18 protein-coding genes, 1 tRNA gene and 1 pseudogene are annotated in these 23,609 nt (G+C 41.7%); 16 read left to right on the top strand and 4 right to left on the bottom strand.

The genetic code is table 11. The annotated features are described in order from the left end of the window. From ABDV70_RS08685 to rpoC, 10 genes and pseudogenes are all read left to right on the top strand, one after another. A pseudogene (locus ABDV70_RS08685) lies at window positions 1-349 on the top strand (elongation factor Tu); the annotation flags it as partial. Window positions 350-401: 52 nt separating this feature from the next. Beyond that, window positions 402-477 (top strand) — tRNA-Trp (locus ABDV70_RS08680). Between the two features lie 97 nt (window positions 478-574). Continuing rightward, entirely contained in the window at window positions 575-1,015 is a 441-nt protein-coding gene (secE, locus tag ABDV70_RS08675; RefSeq protein ID WP_343597071.1) for a preprotein translocase subunit SecE, read from the top strand. A gap of 6 nt (window positions 1,016-1,021) precedes the next feature. Continuing rightward, a complete protein-coding gene (gene nusG / locus ABDV70_RS08670; protein WP_343597070.1) occupies window positions 1,022-1,555 on the top strand; it encodes a transcription termination/antitermination protein NusG in 534 nt (177 codons plus the stop codon). A gap of 112 nt (window positions 1,556-1,667) precedes the next feature. After that, window positions 1,668-2,096 carry a 50S ribosomal protein L11 gene (gene rplK / locus ABDV70_RS08665; RefSeq protein WP_004637639.1) on the top strand — a complete coding sequence of 143 codons (429 nt, stop codon included), beginning with the start codon at window positions 1,668-1,670 and terminating at the stop codon, window positions 2,094-2,096. Window positions 2,097-2,099: 3 nt separating this feature from the next. Further along, a complete protein-coding gene (rplA, locus tag ABDV70_RS08660) occupies window positions 2,100-2,795 on the top strand; it encodes a 50S ribosomal protein L1 (protein ID WP_343597068.1) in 696 nt (231 codons plus the stop codon). 252 nt (window positions 2,796-3,047) lie between these two features. Then, window positions 3,048-3,554 carry a 50S ribosomal protein L10 gene (gene rplJ / locus ABDV70_RS08655; RefSeq protein ID WP_343597067.1) on the top strand — a complete coding sequence of 169 codons (507 nt, stop codon included), beginning with the start codon at window positions 3,048-3,050 and terminating at the stop codon, window positions 3,552-3,554. 42 nt (window positions 3,555-3,596) lie between these two features. Continuing rightward, window positions 3,597-3,968 (top strand): 50S ribosomal protein L7/L12, encoded by a 372-nt coding sequence (gene rplL, locus ABDV70_RS08650; RefSeq protein WP_004916934.1) that lies wholly within the window; start codon window positions 3,597-3,599, stop codon window positions 3,966-3,968. 309 nt (window positions 3,969-4,277) lie between these two features. Then, window positions 4,278-8,363: a DNA-directed RNA polymerase subunit beta gene (rpoB, locus tag ABDV70_RS08645; protein ID WP_343597065.1), complete on the top strand. Its 4,086-nt coding sequence runs from the start codon at window positions 4,278-4,280 to the stop codon at window positions 8,361-8,363. A gap of 136 nt (window positions 8,364-8,499) precedes the next feature. Next, entirely contained in the window at window positions 8,500-12,693 is a 4,194-nt protein-coding gene (rpoC, locus tag ABDV70_RS08640; RefSeq protein ID WP_343597063.1) for a DNA-directed RNA polymerase subunit beta', read from the top strand. Window positions 12,694-12,790: 97 nt separating this feature from the next. Here the strand turns inward: rpoC and ABDV70_RS08635 are convergent, their stop codons facing one another. Continuing rightward, entirely contained in the window at window positions 12,791-13,705 is a 915-nt protein-coding gene (locus ABDV70_RS08635; RefSeq protein ID WP_343597061.1) for a pyridoxal-phosphate dependent enzyme, read from the bottom strand. A gap of 286 nt (window positions 13,706-13,991) precedes the next feature. Between ABDV70_RS08635 and cysK the strand changes: the two genes are divergently transcribed. Continuing rightward, the gene (cysK, locus tag ABDV70_RS08630; protein WP_343597060.1) at window positions 13,992-14,993 is read left to right on the top strand and encodes a cysteine synthase A; all 1,002 of its coding nucleotides are present in this window, start codon (window positions 13,992-13,994) and stop codon (window positions 14,991-14,993) included. Window positions 14,994-15,050: 57 nt separating this feature from the next. Here cysK and ABDV70_RS08625 read toward each other — a convergent pair whose 3' ends face one another. Further along, the gene (locus tag ABDV70_RS08625; RefSeq protein WP_343597059.1) at window positions 15,051-15,950 is read right to left on the bottom strand and encodes a DMT family transporter; all 900 of its coding nucleotides are present in this window, start codon (window positions 15,948-15,950) and stop codon (window positions 15,051-15,053) included. 112 nt (window positions 15,951-16,062) lie between these two features. On the opposite strand from ABDV70_RS08625, the gene ABDV70_RS08620 reads away from it, so the two are divergent. Next, the gene (locus tag ABDV70_RS08620) at window positions 16,063-17,466 is read left to right on the top strand and encodes a PLP-dependent aminotransferase family protein (RefSeq protein ID WP_343597058.1); all 1,404 of its coding nucleotides are present in this window, start codon (window positions 16,063-16,065) and stop codon (window positions 17,464-17,466) included. 68 nt (window positions 17,467-17,534) lie between these two features. Here the strand turns inward: ABDV70_RS08620 and ABDV70_RS08615 are convergent, their stop codons facing one another. Continuing rightward, the gene (locus tag ABDV70_RS08615; protein ID WP_343597057.1) at window positions 17,535-18,902 is read right to left on the bottom strand and encodes an amino acid permease; all 1,368 of its coding nucleotides are present in this window, start codon (window positions 18,900-18,902) and stop codon (window positions 17,535-17,537) included. Window positions 18,903-19,130: 228 nt separating this feature from the next. Here ABDV70_RS08615 and ABDV70_RS08610 point away from each other — a divergent pair, with 228 nt between their 5' ends. The 4 genes from ABDV70_RS08610 (at window position 19,131) to htpG (ending at window position 23,014) form a co-directional block, all read left to right on the top strand. Continuing rightward, window positions 19,131-19,484: a YMGG-like glycine zipper-containing protein gene (locus ABDV70_RS08610; RefSeq protein WP_343597056.1), complete on the top strand. Its 354-nt coding sequence runs from the start codon at window positions 19,131-19,133 to the stop codon at window positions 19,482-19,484. Between the two features lie 336 nt (window positions 19,485-19,820). Next, the gene (locus ABDV70_RS08605) at window positions 19,821-20,447 is read left to right on the top strand and encodes an OmpW family outer membrane protein (RefSeq protein WP_343597055.1); all 627 of its coding nucleotides are present in this window, start codon (window positions 19,821-19,823) and stop codon (window positions 20,445-20,447) included. 149 nt (window positions 20,448-20,596) lie between these two features. Then, window positions 20,597-20,944, top strand: a complete 348-nt coding sequence (locus tag ABDV70_RS08600) for a hypothetical protein (RefSeq protein WP_343597054.1) — start codon at window positions 20,597-20,599, stop codon at window positions 20,942-20,944. A gap of 147 nt (window positions 20,945-21,091) precedes the next feature. Further along, window positions 21,092-23,014: a molecular chaperone HtpG gene (gene htpG / locus ABDV70_RS08595; protein WP_343597052.1), complete on the top strand. Its 1,923-nt coding sequence runs from the start codon at window positions 21,092-21,094 to the stop codon at window positions 23,012-23,014. A gap of 78 nt (window positions 23,015-23,092) precedes the next feature. Here htpG and ABDV70_RS08590 read toward each other — a convergent pair whose 3' ends face one another. Further along, complete coding sequence (locus ABDV70_RS08590; protein ID WP_343597050.1) at window positions 23,093-23,497, bottom strand: SRPBCC domain-containing protein; 405 nt, start codon at window positions 23,495-23,497, stop codon at window positions 23,093-23,095. Between the last annotated feature and the right edge of the window lie 112 nt (window positions 23,498-23,609).

The following is a 23,609-nucleotide window of genomic DNA, read 5'->3' as shown; positions in this document are numbered from 1 at the left end:
TCGTGGTACAAAACGTGAAGAAGTACAACGTGGTCAAGTATTGGCTAAACCAGGTACAATCAAACCGCACACTAAATTCGACGCAGAAGTATACGTACTATCTAAAGACGAAGGTGGACGTCACACTCCATTCTTGAACGGTTACCGTCCACAATTCTATTTCCGTACAACTGACGTAACTGGTGCGATCCAGTTGAAAGAAGGCGTAGAAATGGTAATGCCAGGTGACAACGTAGAAATGTCAGTAGAATTGATCCACCCAATCGCAATGGATCCAGGTCTACGTTTTGCGATCCGTGAAGGTGGTCGTACTGTAGGTGCTGGTGTTGTTGCTAAAGTAACTGCATAATATACTGTTCTGATTCTCCAAACCGAGGGCTTAGGTTCTCGGTTTACTTTGTAGGCCAGTAGTTCAATTGGTAGAGCGTCGGTCTCCAAAACCGAATGTTGGGGGTTCGAGTCCCTCCTGGCCTGCCATTTTTAAAATTGAAAGCTTGATGCTGGCTAAATTGTCTTATAAGATGCTGGCTAAATTGTCTTATAATAAGTCGCGAATTCTACGACGAGTAAACCCATGTCGAATGATAAATCGCGTGACGCATTAAGCGACGCGCCTATCCCCCAAAGAAATACGAGCTCTGAAGTTGTACGTTCTGGTTCTCCACTAGACGTTGTACTTTGGATTATTGCACTTGTTTTGCTGATTTCTGCAACCTTGGTGAATCAGTATTTGCCTGCTTATTGGGCTCCAGCGAATAATATCTGGGCGCGAGTAGGGGTAATTTTTGCTTGTATCATTGTCGCTTTAGGTTTATTATACGCCACCCACCAAGGCAAAGGTTTTATTCGTTTGCTGAAGGATGCGCGCGTAGAATTACGTCGAGTAACTTGGCCAACCAAGCAAGAAACGGTAACTACATCATGGCAAGTGGTGTTAGTTGTAGTCATCGCTTCTATCGTGCTGTGGTGTTGTGACTACGCTTTGGGCTGGTTAGTGAAGTTGATTATCGGGTAAGAAGCTATGAAACGTTGGTATATTATTCATGCCTATTCAGGTTATGAAAAACAAGTGATGCGTTCACTCAAAGACCGAATCCAGCGTAGTGCTGTTGTTGATAGCTTTGGCGAAGTTCTTGTTCCTACCGAAGAAGTGGTAGAAATGAAGGATGGCAAAAAGCGTAAATCAGAGCGTAAATTCTTTCCAGGCTATGTGTTAGTCGAAATGGATATGAATGAAGATACTTGGCATATTGTAAAAGAATGTCCAAAAGTCTTAGGTTTTATCGGGGGAACACCTGAGAAACCGGCGCCAATTACGCAAAAAGAAGCTGATGCTATTCTTGCTCGTGTACGTAACACTGGTGAAGCACCTCGTCCAAAAACGATGTTTGAACCAGGTGAAGAATTATTGGTTATTGACGGTCCATTTACAGACTTTAAAGGTGTGGTGGAAGAAGTTCAATACGAAAAGTCACGTTTAACGTTGACGATTAATGTATTCAATCGTCCGACTCAGGTTGAGCTTGAATTTCGACAAGTCGAAAAAACAGTTTAATTTGAATTGGTTGAAAAACGCCCGATTTTATCGGGCATTGTTATTACAGTATTTTAATACTGTTTAAAAAGTTGGGGAGCCTAAAGGCGTTTGTACCCAGAGGTATTTTGAAATGGCTAAGAAGATTGACGGCTATATCAAGCTGCAAGTTCCAGCTGGTAAAGCGAATCCATCTCCACCGATTGGTCCTGCACTAGGTCAACGTGGTGTAAACATCATGGCATTCTGTAAAGAATTCAATGCTGCTACACAAAAACTTGAAGTAGGCTTGCCAATTCCTGTCGTGATCACTGTGTACAACGATAAGTCGTTCACATTCATCATGAAAACTCCACCTGCATCTATTCTTCTTAAGAAAGCTGCTGGTATCCAAAAGGGTTCTTCTGTACCAAACAAAACTAAAGTTGGTAAGTTGACTCGTGCTCAATTAGAAGAAATTGCGACTACTAAAGAACCAGATTTAACTGGTGCTGATTTAGACGCACGTGTTCGTACCATCGCTGGTTCTGCACGTTCTATGGGCTTGGAAGTGGAGCTATAAGACATGGCAAAGTTAACTAAACGTCAAAAAGCCATTGCTGCTGCTGTAGAAGCAAACAAAGTTTACACTTTGGAAGAAGCAGTACAAGTTCTTAACAGCCTTCCTGCTGCTAAATTCAAAGAATCTTTGGATATCGCAGTAAACCTAGGTGTTGACCCTCGTAAATCTGACCAAGTTGTTCGTGGTGCAACTACACTTCCTGCAGGTACTGGTAAAACTGTACGTGTAGCTGTGTTTGCTCAAGGCGCTGCTGCAGAAGCTGCTAAAGCTGAAGGCGCGGACATCGTTGGTTTTGATGATCTTGCTGAAAGCATCCAAGCGGGTAACCTTAACTTTGACGTTGTAATTGCTGCTCCAGATGCAATGCGCGTTGTAGGTAAATTAGGTACGATTCTTGGTCCACGTGGTTTGATGCCAAACCCTAAAGTGGGTACTGTAACTCCAGACGTTGCTGGTGCAGTACGTAATGCGAAAGCAGGTCAAGCACGTTACCGTGTTGACAAAGCGGGTATTATTCACGCTGCGATCGGTCAAGTAGGTTTTGAAGCTACTGCTGTTCGTCAAAACGTTGAAACTTTAGTTGCAGATTTGAAAAAATTGAAACCTGCTACTTCTAAAGGTATCTACATCAAAAAGATCACTTTGAGCTCAACTATGGGTCCTGGTCTTATCGTTGATGTAAACAACGTTTCTAACTAAGTTATTACTTAGACAGAATTCTTGAATCTCTAAAGTTAGATCAGAAATGTTCTGCTTTAGAGTGGACTTTGAATTGATAGGTTAAAGCCTATTAGCGTCAAAGACCTCAGGCGAGGAAGTTTTCCTCTTAATAGACCAGCCTGCGTAGACGCGGTGGTGTGATTTATTCAACCTCCGCGTGTAAGTCGAAAGGCTTACGAATTGGGAGTGCATCTAAATCAGGATGCATAAATCACCTTAGGAGGTTTTACAGTGGCTCTACTATTAGAGAACAAAAAAGAAATCGTTGCTCAAGTTAATGAAACTGCAAGCAAAGCTTTCTCTGCTGTTGTTGCTGACTACCAAGGTTTAAACGTAGAGCAATTAACACAACTTCGTGTTGAAGCTCGTAAGTTAGGTGTTGCAACACGTATCGTACGTAACACTTTGGCTAAACGTGCACTTGAAGGTACTCAATTTGATATCTTGGGTGACAACCTAGTTGGTCCAACAATTCTCGGTTTTTCAACTTCTGAAGACGACATGGGTGCAGCTGCACGCTTGTTCGAAGAATTTGCTAAAACTAACAAAGCTTTTGAATTAAAAGCTGCTGCATTTGATGGCAAAGTTTATCAAGGTGCAGAAGTTAGTGTTATCGCGAATCTTCCGAACCAAGAAAAAGCACTTACTATGCTTGCCAACGTTCTTCAAGCTCCTATTTCGAAATTGGGTCGCCTTATTACAGCACTCAAAGAGAAAAACGAGCAAGAAGCTGCTTAATCAAATATCTACACCATTCAATATCCATTTGGAGTTATTCTCATGGCTTTAACTAACGAAGAAATCTTAAACGCAGTTGCTGAAAAAACTGTTCTTGAACTTGTTGAATTAATTTCTGCTTTCGAAGAAAAATTCAATGTATCTGCTGCTGCTGTAGCTGTTGCTGCTGCTCCAGGTGCTGGCGCTGCTGCTGCTGAAGAGCAAACTGAATTCAACGTTGAGTTGACTTCTTTCGGTGCTAACAAAGTAGCTGTAATTAAAGCAGTTCGTGAAGCAACTGGTCTTGGTCTTAAAGAAGCAAAAGACCTTGTTGAAGGCGCTCCAGCTGTTCTTAAAGAAGCTGTTTCTAAAGAAGAAGGCGAAGAACTTAAGAAGAAACTTGAAGAAGCTGGTGCTACAGTTACACTTAAGTAATTTCTTTACGGAGTTGATTTTTGAAATTGACTCCAAAAATTGGCTGATGGCTCTTGGGTCATCAGCCTTTTTGCGTTACAATAGTCGGCTCGATTTTTGTTCAAATTGAATGAAAAAGAGGCTTTTAAGTAAAATAACGTGACAAATCAAACGCTTACCAATATTTTATACTCAAAAAAAATATTGCTAAGCGTTTTTACCACTCTCATTTGCAGTATTTGTAAGTAGTGGTGGCCATATCGGCCTGCGTAATTCCATCTAAACCCGAACTGCAGGCGGGTTTAGTATTGTACTTTCCGAGGACTCCAGATGGCATACTCATATACCGAAAAAAAACGGATCCGTAAGAATTTTGGTAATTTGCCCAAAGTCATGGACGTTCCGTACTTACTTTCGATTCAGGTCGATTCGTACAGAACGTTTTTGCAAGATGGTAAATTTCCAAAAAATCGTGAGGATATCGGTCTCCAAGCCGCATTTCGTTCAGTTTTTCCAATCGAAAGTTATTCTGGAAATGCTGCTTTAGAATTTGTTGAGTATAGCCTTGGTAAACCTGAGTTTGATGTACGTGAATGTATTCTTCGCGGCTCAACTTATGCGGCACCAATGCGCGTTAAAATTCGCCTGATCATTAAAGATCGCGAAACCAAGTCAATTAAAGATGTCCGTGAACAAGAAGTCTACATGGGTGAAATCCCATTGATGACTGAAAACGGTACTTTTGTGATCAATGGTACTGAGCGTGTCATCGTATCTCAGTTACACCGTTCACCTGGGGTGTTCTTTGATAGTGACAAGGGTAAAACTCACGCAAATAAAACTTTGTATTCTGCGCGTATTATTCCTTACCGTGGTTCATGGTTAGACTTTGAGTTTGACGCTAAAGATTTAGTGTATGTTCGTATTGACCGTCGTCGTAAATTATTGGCAACGGTAGTTCTACGTGCATTGAACTATACCGATGAGCAAATTTTGAACTTGTTCTATGAAAAAGTTCCTGTTTATCTGGATATGGGCAGCTATCAGATTGAACTTGTTCCAGATCGCCTGCGTGGTGAGATGGCACAATTCGATATTACCGACAATAGCGGTAAAGTGATTGTTGAACAAGGTAAACGTATTAATGCGCGTCATGTTCGTCAAATGGAAGCAGCAGGGTTAACTAAGCTTTCTGTTCCAGATGAATATTTGTATGAGCGTATTACTGCTGAAAACATCATTTTACGTAATGGTGATGTGATTCCTGCGAATACCTTACTTAGCCATGAAGTCATGGTGAAACTTGCTGAAGGCGGCGTAAAACAGTTCAATATTTTGTTCACGAACGATATTGACCGTGGCCCATTCATTGCAGACAGCTTACGTGCCGATTTAACACGTGACCGTGATGAAGCACTTGTAGAAATCTATAAAGTGATGCGTCCAGGCGAGCCACCAACCAAAGAAGCTGCTGAGAATCTGTTCCACAACTTGTTCTTCTCTTCTGAGCGTTATGACTTGTCGCCTGTTGGCCGTATGAAGTTCAACCGTCGTTTGGGTCGTCCTTACGAAGTCGGTACAGATCAAAAATCTCGCGAAGTTGAAGGTATCTTGTCGAATGACGATATCATCGATGTAATGCGTATATTGATTGAAATCCGTAACGGTAAAGGTGAAGTCGACGATATCGACCACTTGGGTAACCGTCGTGTACGTTCAGTTGGTGAAATGACTGAAAACCAATTCCGTGTGGGCTTGGTACGTGTTGAACGTGCAGTAAAAGAGCGTTTGAGTCAAGCTGAAACTGATAACTTGTCTCCTCAAGATTTAATCAACGCGAAACCAGTTGCTGCAGCAATCAAAGAATTCTTTGGTTCAAGCCAGTTATCTCAGTTCATGGACCAAAACAACCCATTGTCTGAAATTACACACAAACGTCGTGTATCAGCGCTTGGGCCTGGTGGTTTGACGCGTGAGCGTGCAGGCTTCGAAGTACGTGACGTACACCATACGCACTATGGTCGTGTATGTCCGATTGAAACGCCTGAAGGTCCAAACATTGGTTTGATCAACTCGCTTTCTGTTTATGCAAAAGCCAACGACTTCGGTTTCTTGGAAACACCATACCGTAAAGTTGTTAATGGTCGTGTAACAGACGAAGTTGAATATCTATCTGCGATTGAAGAAGTAGGAACTGTGATTGCACAGGCCGACTCAGCAGTTGATGCAGAAGATAACCTGATTGATGAAATGGTTACTGTGCGTCATCAAGGTGAAACTGTTCGTACCCCACCTGAAAAAGTAACGCATATGGATGTATCTGCACAGCAGGTTGTATCTGTTGCTGCATCATTGATTCCGTTCCTTGAACACGATGACGCAAACCGTGCATTGATGGGTTCAAACATGCAACGTCAGGCTGTGCCTACATTGCTTGCCGATAAACCACTTGTTGGCACCGGTATGGAAGCAAACGTAGCACGTGACTCTGGTGTGTGTGTGATTGCAAACCGTGGCGGTGTGATTGAATTTGTTGATGCTTCACGCGTTGTTATTCGTGTGAATGAAGATGAGATGATTGCTGGTGAAGCGGGTGTCGACATCTACAACTTGATCAAATATACACGTTCAAACCAAAACACTTGTATCAACCAAAAAGTTCTTGTGAACTTGGGTGATAAAGTTGGTCGTGGTGATGTATTGGCAGATGGTCCTTCTACCGATGGCGGTGAGTTGGCATTGGGTCAAAACATGCGTGTTGCGTTCATGACATGGAACGGCTTCAACTACGAAGACTCGATCTTGTTATCTGAGCGTGTACTTCAAGAAGACCGTTTAACATCGATTCATATTCAAGAATTGTCATGTGTAGCACGTGATACCAAGTTAGGCGCAGAAGAAATTACTGCCGATATTCCTAACGTTGGTGAAGCTGCACTGTCTAAACTTGATGAATCAGGTATCGTTTATATCGGTGCTGAAGTCACTGCGGGTGACATTCTTGTAGGTAAAGTAACGCCTAAAGGTGAAACGCAATTAACACCTGAAGAAAAATTGCTTCGTGCAATCTTTGGTGAAAAAGCGGCTGACGTAAAAGACTCTTCTTTACGTGTTCCATCTGGTACTAAAGGTACAGTGATTGACGTTCAAGTCTTCACTCGTGACGGTTTAGAGAAAGATGAACGTGCACAAGCAATTGAAAAAGCACAGCTTGATGCGTACCGTAAAGATTTGAAAGAAGAATTCAAAATCTTTGAAGAAGCAGCACGTGAACGTATTGTTCGCTTGTTGAAAGGTCAAGAATCGAATGGTGGCGGTACAACCAAACGTGGCGACAAATTGTCAGAAGACATGTTGTCAGGTTTAGAGCTTGTAGATCTACTTGAAATTCAACCGACTGATGAAGCAATTGCTGAACGTCTATCTCAAATTCAAGTGTTCTTGAAAGAGAAGAGCGCAGAAATTGACGAGAAATTTGCAGAGAAAAAACGCAAACTTTCTACAGGCGATGAACTCACAACTGGCGTATTGAAAGTTGTTAAAGTTTACTTGGCGGTTAAACGTCGTATCCAGCCTGGTGATAAGATGGCGGGTCGTCACGGTAACAAAGGTGTTGTATCGAACATCTTGCCTGTTGAAGACATGCCACACGATGCAAACGGTGTTCCTGTAGATGTGGTGTTAAACCCACTGGGTGTACCATCTCGTATGAACGTGGGTCAGATTCTTGAAACACACTTAGGTTTGGCGGCTAAAGGTCTGGGCGAGCAAATCGACAAGATGCTTCAACAGCAACGCACAATGGCTGAGTTACGTGATTTCTTAGATAAGATCTACAACAAAGTCGGTGGTGAGCAAGAAGAGCTTGATACCTTGACTGATGAAGAAGTCTTGAAACTTTCTGGTAACTTGCGTAAGGGTGTTCCTTTAGCAACACCTGTATTCGACGGTGCTGAAGAAGGTCAGATCAAAGAGTTACTTGATCTTGCAGGTTATTCTAAGACGGGTCAGATGGAACTATACGACGGACGTACAGGTGAGAAATTTGACCGTCCAGTAACCGTGGGTTACATGTATATGTTGAAATTGAACCACTTGGTTGATGACAAGATGCATGCGCGTTCTACAGGTTCTTATTCTCTTGTAACGCAACAGCCATTGGGTGGTAAAGCTCAATTCGGTGGTCAGCGTTTCGGTGAGATGGAGGTCTGGGCACTCGAAGCATACGGTGCAGCATATACTCTTCAAGAAATGCTTACTGTGAAATCGGATGACGTTGAAGGTCGTACCCGTATCTATAAGAACATTGTAGATGGTAACCATTATATGGAACCAGGTATGCCTGAATCGTTCAACGTATTGACCAAAGAGATCCGTTCTTTAGGTATCAACATTGAACTGAAAAATGGTGACTAAAATCTGTCCTGAGATGTCTTTGCATCATCTCCCTTGTTAAAAGGGAGATTCAGGGGATTTAGATCGCTTTTCGGTTAAAAACAATATTTGTGACCCAGTCGGGTGAGGATGACTCCCCGACACACGGAGAAAAAAATTGAAAGACTTGCTCGATATCATGCGTAAGAAAACGGACTCTGATGGTCATGCTCCAGTTGAGTTTGATCGCATCCGTATTGGTCTTGCGTCACCAGAAATGATTAAGTCATGGTCTCATGGTGAAGTTAAAAAACCTGAGACAATTAACTACCGTACGTTTAAACCAGAACGTGACGGTTTGTTTTGTGCCAAAATCTTTGGTCCAGTAAAAGATTATGAATGCTTGTGTGGTAAATACAAGCGTATGAAATACAAAGGCGTCATTTGTGAAAAATGTGGCGTTGAAGTAACAACTGCGAAAGTTCGTCGTGAACGTATGGGTCACATCGAATTGGCTTCTCCAGTTGCGCATATCTGGTTCTTGAAATCATTACCAAGCCGTATCGGTTTATTACTTGATATGACGCTTCGTGATATTGAACGCGTATTGTATTTCGAATCTTATGTTGTTACTGATCCGGGTATGACTCCGTTTGAAAAGTATCAACTTCTTACAGACGAAGAATACTTCAATGCACTTGAAGAACATGGTGATGAATTCACTGCGAAAATGGGTGCAGAAGCGGTTCAGGATTTGTTAAAAGACATCGATCTTGAAGCTGAAATTACACGTTTACGTGAAGAAATTCCTCAAACAACTTCTGAAACGAAGTTGAAAAAAGCATCTAAACGCTTGAAATTGATGGAAGCTTTCAAAGAGTCAAACAACAAGCCAGAATGGATGGTGATGAACGTACTTCCTGTACTTCCACCAGACTTACGTCCACTTGTACCACTTGAAGGTGGTCGTTTTGCGACGTCTGACTTGAACGACCTTTACCGTCGTGTGATCAACCGTAACAACCGTTTGAAACGTCTTCTTGACTTGGCTGCACCAGATATCATCGTACGTAACGAAAAACGTATGTTACAAGAATCTGTTGATGCCTTGTTAGATAACGGTCGTCGTGGTCGTGCGATTACAGGTTCGAACAAACGTCCATTGAAATCTTTGGCAGACATGATCAAAGGTAAACAAGGTCGTTTCCGTCAAAACTTGTTGGGTAAACGTGTTGACTATTCTGGTCGTTCGGTAATTACCGTTGGTCCATCTTTACGTTTACATCAATGTGGTTTACCGAAAAAAATGGCACTTGAGTTATTCAAGCCATTCATTTTCGCGAAATTACAAGCATCAGGTCAGGCAACAACCATTAAAGCTGCGAAGAAAATGGTTGAGCGTGAAACTCCTGAAGTTTGGGACGTTCTTGCACATGTGATCCGTCAACATCCAGTGATGTTAAACCGTGCACCAACACTGCACCGTTTGGGTCTTCAAGCATTTGAACCTATTCTGATCGAAGGTAAAGCAATCCGTCTACACCCACTCGTTTGTGCTGCGTTTAACGCCGACTTCGACGGTGACCAAATGGCGGTACACGTACCATTAACACTAGAAGCTCAACTTGAAGCTCGTGCGTTAATGATGTCGACCAACAACATCTTGTCACCTGCTAACGGTGAACCAATCATCGTACCTTCTCAGGACGTTGTATTGGGTCTTTACTACATCTCTCGTGATGCAGTAAACGCCAAAGGTGAAGGCATGATGTTCGCGGATACTCACGAAGTAAACCGTGCGCTTGCAACAGGTCAGGTGGCAATGCATGCGCGTGTAAAAGCACGTGTACACCAAACTGTTATTAACGAAAATGGTGATCGTGAAAAACAAACCATTATTGTTGATACAACACCAGGTCGCTGCTTACTTTGGGAAATCGTACCTGAAGGTTTGAGCTTTGAATCAATCAACCTTGAGATGACTAAAAAGAACATTTCGAGACTGATTAACACTTGTTACCGTAAACTTGGTTTGAAAGATACAGTTATCTTTGCTGACCAGTTGATGTATTTGGGCTTCCGTCAAGCGACTCGCTCAGGTGTATCTGTGGGTATGGAAGACATGCTGATTCCACCACAAAAACAAGCGATTATTAACAAAGCAGAAGCTGAAGTTCGTGAAATCGAACAACAGTTCGAACAAGGTTTCGTAACTGCGGGTGAACGCTATAACAAAGTCGTCGATATTTGGGCACGTACTAACGACCAAGTAGCGAAAGCGATGATGGACAACTTGTCATTCACAACTGTTAAAAACAAACAAGGTGAAGACGAGAAACAAAAATCATTCAACAGCATCTATATGATGTCTGACTCGGGTGCCCGTGGTAGTGCTGCACAGATTCGTCAGTTGGCGGGTATGCGTGGTTTGATGGCGAAACCAGATGGTTCGATCATTGAAACGCCAATTAAAGCGAACTTCCGTGAAGGTTTGACAGTACTCCAGTACTTTATTTCAACGCACGGTGCGCGTAAAGGTTTGGCCGATACAGCATTGAAAACTGCGAACTCTGGTTACTTGACTCGTCGTTTAGTTGACGTTGCACAAGACTTGGTAATTACAGAGCCTGATTGTGGTACGAATGGTGGTTTAGTCATGACACCATTAATTCAAGGTGGTGACGTAATTGAGCCATTACGTGATCGCGTATTGGGTCGTGTAACGGCTGAAGACGTAAAACGTGCATCGGATGATGAAGTTGTATTGCCTCGTGGTACTTTAATCGACGAGAAAATTGCAGCTTATCTTGAAGAAGCCGGTGTCGATGAAGTTAAAGTTCGTTCAGTAATTGCGTGTGAATCAACATTTGGTGTTTGTGCTCGTTGTTATGGTCGTGACCTTGCTCGTGGTCACTTGGTGAACCCAGGTGAATCAGTCGGTGTTATGGCTGCTCAATCAATTGGTGAGCCAGGTACACAGTTAACAATGCGTACGTTCCACGTGGGTGGTGCTGCAAGCCGAACTTCTGCTGCAAACAGCGTTCAAGTACGTAACAAAGGTACAGTACGTTTCCATAATGTGAAAACTGTACAACATGCCAAAGGTCACTTGGTATCTGTTTCACGTTCAGGTGAAATCGGTATTGCGGATGACTTAGGTCGTGAACGCGAACGCTATAAACTTCCATACGGTGCAAGCATTGTACTTAAAGATGGTGAAGTAGTTGAAGCTGGTGGTATCGTTGCAACTTGGGATCCGCATACACATCCAATCGTGACAGAAGTTGCTGGTAAAGCACGTTTCTCTCAAATTGCGGATGGCGTGACTGCAACATCGAAAACTGATGATGCAACGGGTATGACAACGGTTGAAATCTTGCCTGTAACAGCACGTCCTGTTTCTGGTAAAGATATGCGTCCTGCTATCGTACTTGATACAGCAGATGGTACTGAACAGTTCTACTTCTTGCCGCAAAACACAATCGTAACTGTCCGTGACGGTGAAGTGATTGGTGTCGGTGACGTTATTGGTCGTGTACCACAAGAATCTTCACGTACTCGTGATATTACCGGTGGTCTTCCACGTGTTGCGGACTTGTTCGAAGCACGTAAACCGAAAGAACATGCAATCCTTGCAGAAGTGTCAGGTATTGTAAGCTTCGGTAAAGAGACCAAAGGTAAAAACCGTTTGGTGATTACACCAGATGACGGCTCTGAAATTTACGAAGAATTGATTCCAAAATGGCGTCAAATCAACGTGTTCGAGGGTGAGCATGTGAACCGTGGTGAAACCATTTCTGATGGTCCACAAAACCCACATGACATCTTGCGCTTGAAAGGCGAAGTAGCATTAACAAACTACATCGTGAATGAAGTACAAGACGTTTACCGTTTACAAGGTGTAAAAATCAACGATAAGCACATTGAAGTTATCGTACGTCAAATGTTGCGTAAAGTTGATATCACTGATGGCGGCGATACAAGCTTCATCAAAGGTGAGCAAGTTGATTACATCCGTGTTGTTGGTGAAAACCAAGCAGTATTGGCGCAAAACAAATTCCCAGCGAAATTTGAACGTCAATTGATGGGTATTACGAAAGCATCGCTTTCTACTGACTCGTTCATTTCTGCTGCATCGTTCCAGGAAACCACTCGTGTGTTAACTGAAGCGGCTGTAACAGGTAAAGAAGATGACTTACGTGGCTTGAAAGAGAACGTGGTTGTAGGTCGCTTGATTCCTGCGGGTACTGGTTTGGCGTATCATTTAGAACGTCGTCGCCAAGAAGCCGAAGCGGCTGAGTTTGAACTTCACAACAACTTTAGTGATGTTGACCAAGCATTTAGCCAAGCATTAAATGAAGAACAGTTTTAAGCCTTAATTGACTGATTAAAAAGAGCCTTTCGAGGCTCTTTTTTTGTTTCTATTGAATGACCTGAGTTGAGGTGTAAGAGAGGATGTCTTCTGGGATTTAGTTTAAAGCAAACGAATATTTTGAAAGTTGATCCAGTGTGATACTTGCTCCACCACATACAATTACCAGTATGTTGTCTTTAGGAGAAAAAGAAATCTTGTGATCGTACAGAACCGATAATGTTGCGCCACAGGCAGGTTCAACCAAAGTTCGATGATCATCTAAAAAGTTCAAACATGCTGACACGGCTGCTTGATCTGAAACAATGAGGCTTTTTATATTCTGATTATTTTGTGAAATCAAAAAGGCATTTTCACAGACTTGTTGTGCAGCAAGAGTTGTCGCGACGCCAGAGACTTTGTCTAACTTTATATGTTGATTCATTTTTATCGCAGTGTGCAATGATGCTGTTCCCTCAGTTTCCACGGCATAAATTGGAATATCTAGGCTGTTAGCGAGTAAGCCTTGATGAATGCCTGAAAGGAGGCTGCCACCACCGACAGAGAGAATAACGGCATCAGGTTTTACGCTATCGGCAATCACTTCATCAATAATCTCTGAAACACCATCCCATAGGTATTGATCATCAAAAGGGTGAATATAGACAGCTTCTGAATTGACAAATGATACAGCAAGTTCATTCGCATCTGCCCAAAAATCACCATGGACGATGACTTCAGCATTCTCTTTTCGCATGAGATCAATGGCTTTTTGTGAAGTCGTTTGCGGAACAACAACAGTTACAGGAATATTCAGTTGATTACCTATATAAGCAACCGAGATCCCAGCATTTCCGCCAGAAGAGCTGATAAATTTTTTTGCTCCTCTTTTTGCGTACTGTCGGCAAGCGTGTCCAATACTTCTCTGTTTAAATGAACCAGCAGGTTGTGAAGATTCCATTTTGAGCCAGATATTGCAGTTGTTGATTGTACTGAGCGCACTAGATTTAATTAAGGGAGTTTTTATTGTCATGGCTTAGAATTGGCTTTAGAGTTAGAACAAACGGATTCATTAAATTAGCATAGAAGGATGAAAACTTAATTATTAAAATCCGTAGTATTTGTATAACCAAATGACAAAAAGAAGCGAGGGTTATACGTATTTCTATAAAACATCTTTAGTTTTGAATTTATTTATTCTTTTTAGAATATGCTTAGCATAAAAATTCATAAACAGGATTCTGGATTATTTGAGATTGTGAATTAAAAAGGTTTATGATTTTCACGTAGCTAAATCGAATTAAATTTAAGGATAGATCATGACAACTGATGCTCAATTTCCTACTCCTGAAAACTTAGGGATTGCCGTTTATTCAAATAATGCAGAAGCCATTGGCAACACACCATTGGTACGCATCAATCGTATCATTCAAGGCAGTGCAACCGTATTGGCAAAAATTGAAAGCCGTAATCCTGCATTTTCTGTGAAATGTCGTATCGGGGCTGCGCTGGTTGCCGATGCTGAAAAACGTGGTGTCCTCAAAGCAGGTATGCACATCGTTGAGCCAACCAGTGGTAATACAGGGATTGCCCTAGCATTTGTTGCCGCAGCAAAAGGTTATCCAATTACTTTAACCATGCCAGCAAGTATGAGTCTGGAACGTCGTAAAGTACTGAAAGCTTTAGGGGCGAATTTAGTCCTAACTGAACCTGCGAAGGGGATGAAAGGGGCGGTTGATGAAGCGGTACGTTTAGCGACAGAACAGCCAGATGTGTATTTTTTACCACAACAATTTGAAAACCCTGCGAACCCACAAATTCACCAAGACACGACTGGCCCTGAAATTTGGCAGGCAACCGGGGGTAAAGTTGATATTCTGGTTTCGGGTGTGGGAACAGGCGGGACGATTACAGGGATTTCACGTTATTTTGAACAGGTAAAAAATCAACCGTTGTATTCGGTTGCGGTTGAGCCTGCTGAATCTCCGATTATTAGTCAGGCGAAGCGTGGTGAGGAGTTGACACCTGGACCACATAAAATTCAGGGAATTGGTGCGAACTTTATTCCAAAAAATCTGGATTTGGATTTAGTCGATGAAGTTTTACCTGTAACTGGTGATGATGCAATTGAGTGGGCGAGAAAAGTTGCAACACAAGAAGGTATTTTGGTCGGTATTTCAAGTGGTGCGGCATTGGCCGCTGCTGCACAGTTAGCTGCACGTCCTGAAAATGCAGGCAAAACCATTGTGGTAATTTTACCTGATAGTGCAGAGCGTTATTTATCTTCGGTATTGTTTGAAGGTTTATTTACCGATGTATAAAAGATAAACCCTATTTATAAAAGGATATTTCTAAATAGAGATATCCTTTTTTTATGGCTAGGCTTTGGTGAGTGTCGATTGAGCCACAGGGGGAAGTGAGGCTTTTTTCGCATAAGCGACACAAATCATGACAATGAGGGCAGAAAAGATCATTTGAGCATTGATGACTTCATGTAAAAGAATGGCACTGAGAAGTAGCCCGAAAAAAGGCTGAATCAGTTGTAGTTGTCCAACGGCGATGACCCCACCTGTCGCTAAACCGTGATACCAAAAAATAAATCCAATGAACATGCTGAAGACGGAAACATAGCCAAAGCCCAACAGTGCTGATGAAGGAATCTGCATGAAATGTTCTGGGAAATAGTAGTAGCTTAAAGGAAGCATAATCGGCAGTGCAATCACCAAAGCCCAGCAAATCACTTGCCAACCCCCAAGACTACGGGACAATTGTCCCCCTTCAGCATAGCCCAGACCACACAGTAAAATCGCAGCGAACATCCATAAATTCCCTGAAAGGGCATGTGGATGATGGTTCTGAGTCAGTGCAAAAATAACCACAATACTGCTTCCTAAAATTGCAAAGCCCCAGAATTTTAATTGGGGACGTTGTTCACCTTTTAGCACAGCAAAAAAAGCCGTTGCTAAAGGAAGCAATCCAACAAAAACAACAGAGTAGGATGCAGTAATGGTTTGTAAGGCGATGGATGTGCACAATGGAAAGCCAATCACAACGCCAAGAGTTACGATCAACAACCGCTTGAATTGCTGTGGTGATGGTTTTTTTTGTTTGAATAAAACCAGACATAAAAGTGCGAGTAGGCCTGCAATACTGGCACGACCCACGGTTAAAAATTCTGGAGAAAACCCGTCAACGGCCAAACGTGTTGCAGGTAAGGAACCAGAAAAAATGATCACGCCAATTAAGCCACTGAGCCAGCCATTTGAGATCCGCTGCATTGTCATCGTCCTATATTATTGAGTCTTATTTATAAAAGAGCATGGCTTGTTTGACGAGATACAACACAATACAATCTAAAGATACTGTACTGGTTCAATTGAGAAAATTGTTATGGATCATCTGTCCCAAAAAACAAAAATTGAACAGATCATGACTTGGGTTCAACAGCAGATTGAACAACGGGTTTGGGTGTCAGGTTCAAAATTACCTTCGGTACGTGCCATGGCGCAGCAACAGCATGTCTCTGTTTCAACGATTGTCGAAGCTTATGCTCGGTTGGCTGCACAAGACGTTTTGGAGGCACGTCAGGGGGCAGGATATTTTGTCAAAAGCCAGTCAAAACCATATTTGCTTGTTTCACAGCGGCCTCAACTTGACCGAGAGGTTGATCCACTGTGGATTTCAAGGCAATCTTTAGATGCGCAAGATGATATTTTAAAACCTGGATGTGGCTGGTTACCTACAACATGGATGCCAGAAGAGGTTGTAAGAAAAGCGATTCGTACCGTTGCCCGTTCTGAATCAAATACCTTAATGAATTATGCAACATCGTTGGGTTTACCAGAACTGAGACAGGTGATTTCGCGCCGTTTAGAGGCAACGGGGGTTTTGGCAAATCCTGATCAGGTTTTATTGGTTGAAAGCGGGACTCACGCCATTGATTTAATTTGCCGTTTAGGATTAAAACCGGGCGATACGGTTTTAATTGATGATCCGTGCTATTTCAACTTTCAGGCATTGTTGAATGTTCATCGGGTCAAGACAATTGCAATACCATTTACCTCGACAGGCCCAGACCTTGAGGCTTTTGAGCAAGCCTTGTGGCATCAACCTAAGTTTTATATCACCAATTCGGGCGTTCATAATCCAACGGGCGCGAGTTTGTCGATGCATACGGCATATCAGATTTTAAAATGGGCGGAGCAGCATCGACTATTGATTATTGAAGATGATATTTGGAGCGATTTAGAGTTGTATCCTGCGCCACGTTATGCTGCGTTAGGTGGTTTTTCACAAGTGCTACAGATTGGTAGTTTTTCAAAAACAGTTTCAGCTTCAATCCGTTGTGGCTATATTGTGGCAAATCAGGACTGGATTTCGCCATTGATTGATCTGAAAATTGCAACGACTTTGAGTCATGATCATTTTAATACTGCGGTTATTACGCATGTGCTGAATGATGGGCAATATCGAAAACATCTGGACTGGTTACGTAAAAATCTGGCTCAGGCGATGACCTATAATTTACAGCAATTGAGTGCCTTAAAAATTGAACCGTGGATTTTACCCAAGGCGGGTATGTTGTTATGGTGCAAGTTACCTGAGGGCATTGATGCTGCCAGATTATCTCAATACTGTTTGGCACAAGGAATTATTTTAGCGCCAGGAAATGCATTTAGTCAGTCGCAACAGGCCAATCAGTTTTTACGCTTTAATGTTGCGCAGGCCTTACATGCCAAAGTGTACACCGTGTTGGCAGAAGGGCTAAAGACCAATACTTGTCGTGGTCGTTAGGTATTGGCGGAAAATAAAAAAACCCTGTGGTTGACAACAGCACAGGGTTTAATCAGACATAATAAAAATTAAGCCTGTTGTTTTGGACGAATCCAGATGTAATAAGCGACTGTTAAAATCAGTAACCAGATTGCACCAACATATAATGCAGGGCGTGAGTCTGGGAAATAACCAATAATCGCAATCACGAACAACATAAACAGCGTGGCAATGATCGGGGCAATCGGCCAACCAATAACAGGGAAATCAAGTTTCTTAATTTCATCCTGACTCAGCTTTTTACGCATACCCATTTGCGCCAATAAAATCATCAGCCAAACATAAACCGTTGCAAAGGTTGCAAGTGAGGCAATAATTTCAAAGACATTTTCAGGAATCAGGTAGTTGAGAACAACACCGATCATTAAAACGCCCGCCATCACAATGACGGTCATCCAAGGCGCCCCACTTTTTGAGGTTTTACCAAAAATTTGAGGCGCTTGTCCTTTTTTCGCCATGCCATACATCATGCGGCCTGCACCAAACACATCACTGTTGATGGCTGAAATGGCAGCAGTAATCACCACAAGGTTTAAAATGGCAGCAGCAGATTTAATGCCTAAACTTTCAAAAATTTGTACAAAAGGACTGCCTTGGCTACCCACTTGGTTCCATGGGAAAATCGACATTAATACAAAAATCGTGAGGACATAAAAAAGAATGATACGAATTGGAACGGCATTGATGGCACGAGGAATGGCTGTTTTTGGGTCTTGTGTTTCACCTGCCGTCACCCCGATAATCTCGATTCCGCCAAATGCAAAAACTACAACTGAAAAACAGGCAATAAAGCCTGAAAGACCATTTGGCATAAAGCCATCATGGATCCATAAATTTGAAATACCAGAATGGAAGTTGGTATTTGGAACATGCAAACCATAGAGCATGATACCGATACCACCTGCGATCATGGCGATAATGGCACTGACTTTGACAATTGAAAGCCAAAATTCAAGTTCACCATAGACTTTGACATGGATTAGGTTAATGCCGCCCAAGAAAAAGATCAGAGATAAAATCCAGATCCAACGGGGAACATCGGGAAACCAAAAGCCCATATAAATGCCAAAGGCAGTGACATCCGCAATGGCAACAATCACCATTTCAAAAACATAGGTCCAACCTGTGGTAAAACCTGCAAGTGGACTAATATATTCAGATGCGTAACGACTAAACGAGTCTGATACAGGATTATGGACAGCCATTTCTCCAAGAGCGCGCATTACAATATAAATTGCAATACCTGCCAAAATATAGGCGAGCAGTACAGAAGGTCCCGCAAGTTTAATTGCAGAGGCAGAACCATAAAAAAGTCCTGTACCGATGGCAGAGCCAAGGGCTAAAAAACGAATGTGGCGGGTATTTAATCCGCGATTTAAAGAAGAGGTCTGTGACATGATTAACTCCAATCTTGCGGCATATTGTATAGAAGCTTGCAAGTGAGTTCACACAAAATTTATACATGTATTGCGATTGTCAGGTTGAACAGGAAATTTATAAAAAAAGAGCCAGCTTTGTGTGGATTACAAAAGATGTAAAATTGCGGACAGGATGTAACAAAATATAAATAAAAAGAATAGAAAAGCATTTTAAACTGTTAAATAAGTCAAGTGAGGAGATCCAAAATGAAAAAATGGCTTTTAATGGGTGCGTTATCTGTGTCTTGTTCAGTCCTATTTGTAGGCTGTGACAATATGTCACCTCAAAACCAACGTATCGGTGCAGCAGCATTAGGCGGTGCAATTGGTGGTGGTGCTGGGAACCATGTCGGTGGTGGTTTGGGCGCAGGCGTTGGTGCGGCAGCGGGTGCTGGTGTTGGTAGCCATACTCAAAATGGTAGTTCAAGAACGACAACAGGCAGTGCAATTGGCGCAGGTGTAGGTGCAGTTATTGGTAAGGCTGTATTCGGTGGAGATTCTGGTGCCGCTATTGGTGGGGCACTTGGTGGTGGAGCGGGCGCTGCGATTGAGGAAAGATAAAAAATTCCTGATGACCAACAAATATAAGAGGTTTATATTCATTATAAACCTCTTTTTTTTAGTCAAAAATTAATAATTGAAGATAATAATTTAAAATAAAAAAGTATTTAAAATACATTTTTAAATATAATAAATCTGAGTGTTTTAATTGGTATTTAAAAACCAATTAAAATAGTAGGATAAAATAATAAAACCTGATAAAAATAATCGGATTTAAAAATATAACTTTAATAATCAGTGGCTTGAAAATAATTATTTAATTAGAAATAAAAACATGTTGCATAATATAAAATCAGATTTTAATATGGGGGCAATTGGTAACGGGGTAAATAAAAAATGTTAAAAAAAGTATTGGTCTTAGCATTATTAGCAGCATCTTCTGCGACATTTGCAGGTAATTGGCAAGTAAAAGTCGGGGGAAGTGTTTTAGCACCATCAAAAGACGATAATACATTGGCCAATGGTTTGGTGACCAATGCTCAAGCCGACCATGCGTTTAGTTTTACACCATCAATTGAATATTTCTTTGGTGATAGCGGGATTTCTACAGAATTATTATTAGCAACACCATTTAAACATGACGTTACCGCAAATGTAGGTGGTGGAGCATCTGAAAAAATTGCGTCGTTTAAACATTTACCACCGACTTTAACAGTCAAGTATAACTTTAAAAATTCAACTGGTTTTACACCGTATATTGGTGTAGGCGCAACCGCAGTGATTATCTGGGGTGAAAAAACAAAAGGCTCGCTTGAAGGTACCACACTTAAAGCAGAAAATGCCTATGGAGTAGCAGGTCAAGTTGGTTTTAACTTTCAACCTGCTGATGCGAAAAATTGGGGAGTTTTCGCAGATGTACGCTATGCCGATGTAGGTTCTGATTTGAAACTGAATGGTCAAAAAATTGGAACTTTAGATGTAAATCCTTGGGTTTACACCATTGGTTATAGCTACCGTTTCTAGGTCTCTTTGCAACAGAGCTAGAACTAAAAACCTCATTCGAAAGAATGAGGTTTTTTTATGGGAGTTACGTAAAGCCTGCAAAGTGTCACTGTTTTAAATCGATCTGATGCTTTTTAATGATAAAAGGTATCTCATCCTTGGAGTTGAATATGTTGAAGTCTTTATGTTGGGTGGCTTTGGTCTGTTCAGGGCTGTGTGTTCAGGCAAATGCCGCAAGTTTTTCATGTGATCGAGCCGTATTAAAGGCAGAAAAAACCATTTGCCAAGTGCGTTCACTTAACGATGCAGATGTAAAAATGGTAACCACCTATCAAATTGTATTGCATGCGTTGCCGATGGGGGGACGTGATCAACAAAAAGGTATTCAGGTCAACTGGCTTAAACAGCGCAATTTGTGTGGAAATCAGCAGGCTTGTTTAACGCAGGCCTATCAGCAACGTCAAAAACAACTCGATGATTTGATTCAGAATCGAATTTTAAGTCATGGACCTTTCTAAAAAAGAGGGCCAAATGTGAGTTGACGTGTCGATTGTCTAGTTGATATTCAACTGCTTTTATTAAAATCTATTGAAATTTCTGCAACCACCACCATCAATATGTTCATCGTTATTACTCACATTGAAATGAAAAGAAAGGAGTGATTCATGAGCGAACAAAGCGCCTCACAAAAACATAGTTTCCAAGCAGAAGTTGCGCAATTATTGCATTTGGTAACCCATTCTTTATATTCAAACCCCGATATTTTCCTACGTGAACTCATTTCTAATGCTTCAGATGCATGTGATAAATTGCGTTTTGAAGGTATTAATCATCCAGAATATTATGAGAATGATCCGAACTTACGTGTACGCGTTAGTCTCGATAAAGACAATAAGACGATTACCATTTCAGACAACGGAATTGGTTTAAGCGAACAAGAGGCGATTGATAATTTAGGTACTATTGCCAAGTCAGGTACTAAAGACTTTATGTCGAAATTGACGGGTGATCAAAAATCTGATGCTCAATTGATTGGTCAGTTCGGTGTTGGTTTTTATTCGGGCTTTATTGTTGCTGAAAAAATCACTGTAGAATCACGCCGTGCAGGCGCAAATGCCGAGCAAGGTGTACGCTGGATAAGCGGTGGCACCGGCGATTTTGAGGTTCAACAAATTACCAAAGAAGGTCGTGGTACCGATATTATTTTGCATTTACGTGATGATGCGCTTGAGTACTTAGAAGCGTATAAAGTGAAGCAAATTATCAATAAATATTCAGATCACATTAGCTTGCCAATTGAAATGCAAAAAGAAGTTTGGCAAGAAGAGGAAGTGGCTGAAGGTGAAGAACCAAAAGGCGGTCACTACGTTAAAACCGATGAATGGGAAGCGATTAACTCGGCAAGTGCGCTTTGGACACGTAGTAAGTCAGAGGTGACCGAAGAGCAATATATTGAGTTTTATAAAAATTTAACCCACGATTTTGATGCACCTTTGGCATGGGCGCATAACCGTGTAGAAGGAAACACTGAATATACGCAGTTGTTGTATATTCCAAGTAAAGCGCCGCAGGATATTTTCACCCGTGAAGCAAAAGCAGGCATTAAACTGTATGTAAAACGTGTGTTTATTATGGATGATGCGGATAACCTTATTCCAAACTATTTGCGTTTTGTGCAAGGTGTGGTGGACAGTGCTGACTTACCATTGAACGTGAGCCGTGAACTGCTTCAGGAAAGCCGTGATGTTAAAACCATCCGTGAAGGGAACGCGCGCCGTATCTTGACTGTGATTGATGGTTTGGCAAAATCTGAAGATGAAAAAGACCAAGAGAAATTCAAAACTTTCTATACCGAATTTGGTTCGGTGATTAAAGAAGGTTTAGGCGAAGACTTTGGTAACCGTGACCGTATTTTAAAACTCCTACGCTATGCAACATCGACCAATGATGACGTCATTACTTCATTGGCAGATTACAAAGCACGTATGAAAGACGGGCAAAAAGCTATTTATTACGTGACTGCGGATAGCTTAACGGCTGCAAAAAATTCACCACAACTTGAATTATTCAAGAAAAAAGGCATTGAAGTGTTGTTAATGTCGGAACGTGTTGATGAGTGGGCAATGAACTTTGTCAATGACTTCGATGGTACGCCATTGCAAAACGTGTCTAAGGGGGCGGTTGATTTAGGCGACCTACAAGATGCTGAAGAGAAAAAAGCACTTGAGCAAGCGGCAGAAGCCTTTAAGCCAGTGGTTGAAAAACTGTCTGATTCGTTGAAAGATAAAACTAAAGAAGTGCGTGTAACGACACGTTTGGTTGATTCACCTGCATGTTTAGTGACAGCAGAAGGCGAGTTATCACCACAATTGATTCGTATGTTGAAACAGGCGGGTCAACCTGTGCCAGAGTTGAAGCCAATTTTGGAAATTAACCCTGAACATCCATTGGTGAAAAAACTGGAAAGCTCGACTCAGTTTGATGATTTAGCCAATGTAATTTTTGACCAAGCTGTGATTGCCGAAGGTGGACTTCCTGAAGACCCAGCGGCTTATGTAAAACGTATCAACAGCTTATTATTAAAATAAGTCATTGGATTTTAAGTGATTGAAAAACCGAGTGATTCATCGCTCGGTTTTTTATTTATCTGCTTTAATAGACTGAATTTATTGTTCAATGTAGGCTTTGAAGTTATTCAAAATGGCTTGCCATCCCATTTGCTGCTGTTCGATTGGGAATTCATTTTCTGGATCAAATTCTACGCTGACGATGACGCTATGCGGTTTTTGTAGAAATTCAACTTTGGCGTGACGCTCGCCAAAGTCATATTCGACCAATTGTTGTGAAATGATTTTTGTAAAAACACCAGCAAAATCAAATCCCATACTGCCATCTTTCGCTTCCATCCGCGAACAGAACTTGCCCCCAACGGTAAAGTCGGAACTTGCATTTACTGTATGCCAGTCGGGTGATGCGCTATTCCATTTTTCAATGTCTTGAGGGGTATTATAACCCGCCCAGATTTTTTCTAAGGGCGCGTTGATTTCGGTTTCAACTTTAATTTTTTTCATATATTCCCTGGAGAGTGAACATGCTGTCGAAAGGTCAGAATAATTCACAAAGGGATAGAAATACTATGTTTATTTTGTTGATTTAGCTTTCGCTCGGTTGGTCTTTAAGCAT

It is taken from the genome of Acinetobacter sp. (genome assembly GCF_039596015.1).
Lineage (GTDB): Bacteria > Pseudomonadota > Gammaproteobacteria > Pseudomonadales > Moraxellaceae > Acinetobacter.
This window is presented reverse-complemented; position numbering and strand designations above follow the sequence as displayed.